Source organism: Lysobacter sp. Soil_C_15 (assembly GCF_057657315.1).
The window spans coordinates 477,291-483,552 of the sequence record NZ_JBDGIR010000002.1; the positions used below are offsets into that span (position 1 = coordinate 477,291).

Consider the following 6,262-nt stretch of genomic DNA (forward strand, 5'->3'; position numbering starts at 1 on the left):
ATCGAACGCTCGCGGACGTCGCTGCGGTTGTCGCGGCTTACGCCGCTCCTACAGGGAAGCTTCATCACAGCCTCCCGCCCGGGCTTCGGAACGCGCGCTGCCGCGCACCGCTGCGGTTGGCTCAGCGCGCGCCGTACAGCAGCAGCAGGCCGAGCAGGCCGGCCATCGCCACCGCCGCGAGCAGCAGCCAGGGCATGCGCCGCACCGAGGACGGCAGGGCCGAGGGCGGTGCGGGACGCTCGTCGCTGCTTGCCGCCTCCTGCGCCAGTTGCGCCTGCAGGGCTTCGGCGGCGCTGAGCTGGCGGGTCGGCGCTTCGATCACGAAGCGGTGCTGGCCGTCGAGCAGCAGCTGGTCGCCGGGCTTGAGCAGGGCGTGGCGCACCGGGTTGCCGTTGACCACGGTGCCGTCGACCGAGCCGACGTCGCGCAGGACCACGCCGTCGGCGTGCGCCTCCAGGCGCGCGTGGCGATCGGCGAAGGCGGGTTCGTTGATGCGGATATCGCAGTCGCCGGCGCGACCGATCACCCGCGGCTGGTCCAGGGTGTAGCAACGCCCGTGATGGATGCCGCCGACGCCGCGTACGACCATGCGCGAATCGGCCGGGATCTCGACCCCGAACGGCGGCGCCGGGTCCGGCTTGTCGTCGACCAGCAGCAGCTCGACCCCGTCGAGGAAGATCGCGTCGCCGGCGCGCAGCATGGCCATGCGCTTCACCGGCCGGCCGTTGACGTGCAGGCCGCGCAGGCCTTCGCGCACCTGCAGCCAGATGCCGCGGCGGTCGACGCTGAGCTGGGCGATCGCCGCGCCCGCGTCCTCGACCAGCACTGCGCGGCCGCCGGCGTCGCGGCCGATCGCGTGCACGCCGGCGCGCAGCGGCAGGTCGGCCTGTTCTCGATTCGGGTATCGGAGTTTGAGAGCGCTCACCGCAGGAATCTAACAGGTTGTCGCACCGCGCACACCCCGCCGCGCGGCTGCGCTTGGATGCGCCCGTCCCTGCCCGCACAATAGGCGGTTCCAGGGAGAACCCAGACCATGTCCAGCATCGATATCCGCCATCCGCATTCGCTGGCTCCGGCCAAGGCCCGCAAGGCCGTCGAGGAAGTCGCCAAGAAGCTCGCCGAACGTTTCGACGTCGAGTACGACTGGGTCGGCGACACGCTCAATTTCGCCCGCAGCGGCGTCGACGGCAAGATCGACCTGCAGCCGAACCAGCTGCGGGTGACCGCCCAGCTCGGCTTCCTGCTCGGCGCGCTCAAGGGCCCGATCGAGTCGGAGATCCGGCGCGTGCTCGAGGAACGGTTCAAGTAAGTACGTAAGTACGGCCGGGATTCGGGACTCGGTAAAGCGGTTCGGTCCCGGTCCGAGGCGACCTAGCCCGGAGCCGTTCGCTGCCGCGCTCAATCCGGCTCGGGACAGGGCGCCGGGTGACCGGCGAACAGGCGCTCGGATACGCTGCGCTCGTCCTGTTCGATCTCGGCGATGAACTCGCGCACGTCGCCGAGTTCGCCGAAGGCGGCGAAGCCGCGCTCGAGAAAGCCCTGCAGTTCCGACAGCCCGGCCGCGCGCGCCGGGCCGCGCGAGAGTTTCAACAGAGTGCGGATGCCCGGCATCCGCACCGCCCGCCCCAGGCCCAGGCCGACCGCGCCGATCAGGTCGATCTGGTGCGCGCGCAGGCGCGGCAGGCCGCAGTCCCGATAGGCCTGCGCGTACAAGGCCCGGTCCAGGCGCTGGCGGCGCGGCGCCAGCCGATGCAGGCCTTGGGCCATGCGCAGGTCGAAAGCCTGGGTCAGCACGCCCAGTTCGATCGCATCGGCCACCGTGCCCAGCAACGGACCGGGCAATAGCTTCTGCATCGTCGGCAAGACCCGGGCGATGTCGGCGTCGCGGCGGCTGAAATCGCCGTCGTTGTAGACGTCGCTGAGAAAGAACTGCGCCGCCGGGCGGCGGCGCGGGTCGCGCAGGAAACGGTCGAAGCTGGCTTCCAGCCGCCGCGCCTGCCAGCGCCGCAATTCGACCAGCCAGCGCAGCCGGTTGCGCGGCTCGCGCTCGGGATCGTGCAGGGCCTGATGGCGGGCCAGCAGCCCGCCGATGCGTCGGCTCGTGTCGGTCGTCCTGGCCATCTGCGCCGGATCATCGCGGCCGCCGGCCCGTCCCGCAAGCCGGCCGCGCCCGCCTACGACCATCGTCCGGGGCCCCTGGCGCGCCCGCCGTCCTGGGCTACACTCGACCGAATTCCGCCAAGGCCGTGCTGCCGATCACATGCTTTCACTCCACTCCGCCCGCCACCGGGCGAGCCGCAAAGCCAAGACGAACGGCGCCGCCGAGCACCCGCCGAAAACCGCGAAAATCGGCCTGGCGATCGCTGGCGGCGGGCCCATCGGCGGCATGTACGAACTGGGCGCGCTGCGCGCCCTGGACGAGGCGATCGAAGGCCTGGACCTGACCCGGCTGGATTGCTACGTCGGGGTCAGCAGCGGCGCCTTCCTCGCCGCCGGCCTGGCCAACCGCATGGACACGGCCGAGATGTGCCGGATCTTCGTCACCGGCGACAGCGCCGACGTCGAATTCCGCCCCGAGACCTTCATGCGCCCGGCGTTCCTGGAATACGTCAAGCGCGCCGCCAGCTTCCCGCGCCTGGCCGCGGAATGGTGGCGCGAGCTGCTGTTCTCGCCGCTGGAAGCGCGCTGGTCGGACCTGATCACCCGCTTCGGCGGGCTGATCCCCAACGGCCTGTTCGACAACGCCCAGGTCGAGCGCTTCCTGCGCGAGGTGTTCACCCGGCGCGGCCGCAGCAACGATTTCCGCGAACTGGACGCCAAGCTGTACGTGGTCGCTGTCGACATCGACAGCGGCGACGCGGTGCGCTTCGGCGGCGAAGGCTGGGACCAGGTGCCGATCTCGCAGGCGGTGCAGGCCAGCGCCGCCCTGCCCGGCCTGTACCCGCCGGTGGAGATCGGCGGCCGCCACTTCGTCGACGGCGCCCTACGCCGGACCATGCACGCCTCGCTGGTGCTGGAACAGGGCATCGACCTGCTGATCGGGATCAACCCGCTGGTGCCGTTCAACCACGCCCAAGGCGCGCCGGTGGTCAGCGAAGACCGCAGCCTGGCCGCGGGCGGCCTGCCGGCGGTGCTGTCGCAGACCTTCCGCACCCTGCTGCAGTCGCGCATGCAGGTCGGCCTGGCCCGCTACGCCCAGCAATACCCCGACATCGACCAGTTGATCTTCGAGCCCAACGCCGAAGACCGCGAACTGTTCTTCACCAACGCCTTCAGCTTCTCGGCCCGGCAGCGGATCTGCGAGATCGCCTACCGCAACACCCTGGCCGACCTGCGCCTGCGCGCCGACACCCTCGCCCCGCTGCTGGCCGCGCACGGCCTGCGCCTGCGCGAGGACGTGCTGGCCGACCGCGAACGCTCGATCCTCGACGGCATCGCCCCGCCCAGGCGCGACAGCGAAACCACCGCGCGCCTGCGCCGCGCGCTGGACGACGCCGAGCGGATGGTGGCGGGGCAACCGCGCCGGCCGCGACGCCGGACGCCGCGCAAGCAAGCCGTCTGAACCACGGCCACCAGCGCGCAAACGGCGAGCGAGCGGCGCCGATGCCGCGGTTCGGACGCCGCCGAACGACGGGCTCCGCGCTGCGGACCGATACCCGTTTCTCGTTCCCGCGCGCTCGTTCCCGGCTGGTGTGAATACTCTAGACAGCCGCTCCATCGTGACCTACAGCGCTTACCCTCATTACAGGACGTCCATGGCCGCCAAGTTCAAGAAGACCGCGAAGAAAACCACCGGCAAGGGCGGCGCCAAGCGCGGCGCGGACAAGCCGGGCGCACAGGAGCAGGCCGAACGCCTGTCCAAGACCCTCAGCGAGTCGGCGCAGCAGATCTGGCTGGCCGGCGTCGGCGCGTTCGGTCGCGCCCAGGCCGAAGGCACCAAGCTGTTCGAAGGCCTGGTCAAGGAAGGCCTGAACCTGGAGCAGACCGCGCGCAAGTTCACCGGCGGCCAGGCCGGCGCGCTGCGCGACGCGGTCGAGTCCAAGGTCGGCCAGGCGCGCGAACGCGCGTCCGACACCTGGGATCGCCTGGAAAAGGTGTTCGAGGAACGCGTCCAGCGCGCCCTGGTCAAGCTCGGCGTGCCGGGCCGCGACGACCTCAACGAGCTCAGCGAACGGGTCGAGAACCTGACCCGCGAGCTGCGCCGCCAGGGCGGCGCCCCGGCCGCGCGCAAGGCGCCGGCCAAGAAGGCCGCCGCCGAGCCGAAGCCGGGCAAGACCGCCGCGGCCAAGAAGCCACGCAAGTCGATCGCCAAGCCCAAGCCGCCGGTCGCACCGTAATCCTTCCTGTTTCACCGCCTCGCGCCGCGCGCGAGGCGCCGCTTAAGCCCGCCAGTCCGCGCTTCCGTATGCTCCCCTCCCCTTACGGTTTCGGATTGGCGGGCTTTCTTATGCCCGGCGCCGGCCCGCCGCGGCTTCACTGGCAGCGCCTGCGCGCGTTGTGCGGACGACGGGGTACGGCAGACGCAGCTATTTCGCGAACTGCGTCGCAGTTTTGCGAACTGTGCCGCGTGGCAAACCCGTTATCCTCAGCGACTTTTATGGGCCCATCGCTGCATGTCGAGTTTTTCCCTGTGGGCCGCCGCCGCCGTCGCCTTGACGATCGGCCTGGCGTCCACCGCCTATCTTTGGACCCACCGCCGGCAACGCACTGAAGTCGCGACCGGCGTCGCCGTGCTGGCCAAGATGCGCTGGCGCGAGTTCGCGCGCTTGATCGTCGATGCGCTGCGCGAGCGCGGCTTCGAAGCCGAATCGGTCGAAGAATCCCTGGCCCGCGGCACCCAGGCCGAACTGCGCCTGCTGCGTGCGGGCAAGCCCTGGCTGCTGGCGTGCAAGCTCGGCGATGCCGACTATCGGGTCTCGGCGGCGACCGTGGCCGAGCTGGCCGACGCGGTGCGCTTCAATGGCGCCGCCGGCGGCATGCTGGTCACCACCGGCCGTTTCGACGCCAATTCCGAGCGCGTCGCCAACGGGCTGGACCTGTATAGCGGCGCGACCCTGTGGGAACTGGTCGAGCCGGTGCTGCCGGCCTCGACCCGGCACGACGTCATCGCGGCGGCGCAGAAGCGCAGCATCCGCACCATCGCCATCGCCTGGGGCGGCGCGATCGCGCTGGCCCTGATCGCCGGTTTCCTCGCTCCGCACCTGATTCCGGCCGAAGAACCGACGCCGAGCGCGCCGGTGGAGAGCGCGGCGACGCCGGCCGCCGAACCGACGGCCGAGCCGGCCTCGGCGGAACCGGCGCCGCAGCCGGCGCCGACGCCCGCCCCGGCCCAGCCTTCCGCGCCCGCACCGGCGGCGACCGCACCGGCCGCGAACGACTCCGCGCCGGCACCGGCCGCCGCGACGCCTCGACCCGCCGCGCAGGCGGAGACGCCTAGCAAGTCCAGCGGCAACCCTTCGGCCGACCGGGCCCAGGTGATCCGCAGCATCGGCACCCTCGACGGGGTCGAGCGCGCGCTGTGGTCGACGCCGTCGAACCTGCTGATCTATCGCCTCACCGACGCCACTCAGCAGGACATCGACCGGATCTGCACCGTGCTGGTGGCCTATCCCGAACTGCGCGCTTCGCGCGTGCAGTTGCAACCGCCGCCGGGCAGCGCCTCGCGGGTGCGGTTCTTCCAGTGCCGGGCGTATTGAGCTGAGACTTGGCGGCCGGCGTCACGCCGGCCGCGCGCTTTTGTAGGAGCGGCGCGAGCCGCGACCATCAAAGCTTCGTTCGACGCGAATCCTCCGAAGCCCGGGCCGATGGGCTGCCTTGCGCATCAGGGCGCCGAGCGTGCGGTCTGCGGACAGCTCCGCTTGCGTACACCGCTGCGGCGGTCGCGGCTCACGCCGCTCCTACAGGGGGTGTCACGCGGCGGTAGCGCGCTTTTGCAGGAGCGGCCTGAACCGCGACCACCGAAGCTTCGTTCGACGCGAATCCTCCGACGCCCGGGCCGATGGGCTGCCTTGCGCATCAGGGCGCCGAGCGTGCGCTCTGCAGGCACGACGCTTGCGTGCACCGCTGCGGCGGTCTCGGCTCACGCCGCTCCTACAGGGGTGGCACGCGGCGGTAGCGCGCTTTTGTAGGAGCGGCGTGAGCCGCGACCACCGAAGCTTCGTTCGACGCGAATCCTCCGAAGCCCGGGCCGATGGGCTGCCTTGCGCATCAGGGCGCCGAGCGTGCGGTCTGCGGACAGCTCCGCTTGCGTACACCGCTGCGG

General features: G+C 71.3%; 6 protein-coding genes. 4 read left to right on the forward strand and 2 right to left on the reverse strand.

Going from position 1 to position 6,262, the window contains the following annotated elements:
• Positions 1–121: 121 nt before the first annotated feature.
• Entirely contained in the window at positions 122–925 is an 804-nt protein-coding gene (locus tag AC3A57_RS06115) for an FHA domain-containing protein (RefSeq protein WP_487578074.1), read from the reverse strand.
• Between the two features lie 108 nt (positions 926–1,033).
• On the opposite strand from AC3A57_RS06115, the gene AC3A57_RS06120 reads away from it, so the two are divergent.
• Positions 1,034–1,309, forward strand: a complete 276-nt coding sequence (locus tag AC3A57_RS06120; protein WP_221672380.1) for a polyhydroxyalkanoic acid system family protein — start codon at positions 1,034–1,036, stop codon at positions 1,307–1,309.
• A gap of 89 nt (positions 1,310–1,398) precedes the next feature.
• Here the strand turns inward: AC3A57_RS06120 and AC3A57_RS06125 are convergent, their stop codons facing one another.
• Positions 1,399–2,121 (reverse strand): DUF8198 family protein, encoded by a 723-nt coding sequence (locus AC3A57_RS06125; RefSeq protein WP_487578075.1) that lies wholly within the window; start codon positions 2,119–2,121, stop codon positions 1,399–1,401.
• Between the two features lie 139 nt (positions 2,122–2,260).
• On the opposite strand from AC3A57_RS06125, the gene AC3A57_RS06130 reads away from it, so the two are divergent.
• The 3 genes from AC3A57_RS06130 to AC3A57_RS06140 all read left to right on the forward strand — a co-directional run bounded on the left by AC3A57_RS06130 (position 2,261) and on the right by AC3A57_RS06140 (position 5,696).
• Entirely contained in the window at positions 2,261–3,562 is a 1,302-nt protein-coding gene (locus tag AC3A57_RS06130) for a patatin-like phospholipase family protein (protein ID WP_487578076.1), read from the forward strand.
• 193 nt (positions 3,563–3,755) lie between these two features.
• On the forward strand, positions 3,756–4,337 hold the full coding sequence (locus AC3A57_RS06135; protein WP_487578077.1) for a phasin family protein: 582 nt from the start codon (positions 3,756–3,758) through the stop codon (positions 4,335–4,337).
• A gap of 276 nt (positions 4,338–4,613) precedes the next feature.
• Complete coding sequence (locus AC3A57_RS06140; RefSeq protein WP_487578078.1) at positions 4,614–5,696, forward strand: restriction endonuclease; 1,083 nt, start codon at positions 4,614–4,616, stop codon at positions 5,694–5,696.
• Positions 5,697–6,262: the final 566 nt, after the last annotated feature.

Coding starts and splice junctions, on each gene's coding strand:
- AC3A57_RS06125 (WP_487578075.1), bottom strand. CDS start 2,121: ATGGCCAGGACGACCGACACGAGCCGACGCATCGGCGGGCTGCTGGCC.
- AC3A57_RS06130 (WP_487578076.1), top strand. CDS start 2,261: ATGCTTTCACTCCACTCCGCCCGCCACCGGGCGAGCCGCAAAGCCAAG.
- AC3A57_RS06120 (WP_221672380.1), top strand. CDS start 1,034: ATGTCCAGCATCGATATCCGCCATCCGCATTCGCTGGCTCCGGCCAAG.
- AC3A57_RS06135 (WP_487578077.1), top strand. CDS start 3,756: ATGGCCGCCAAGTTCAAGAAGACCGCGAAGAAAACCACCGGCAAGGGC.
- AC3A57_RS06140 (WP_487578078.1), top strand. CDS start 4,614: ATGTCGAGTTTTTCCCTGTGGGCCGCCGCCGCCGTCGCCTTGACGATC.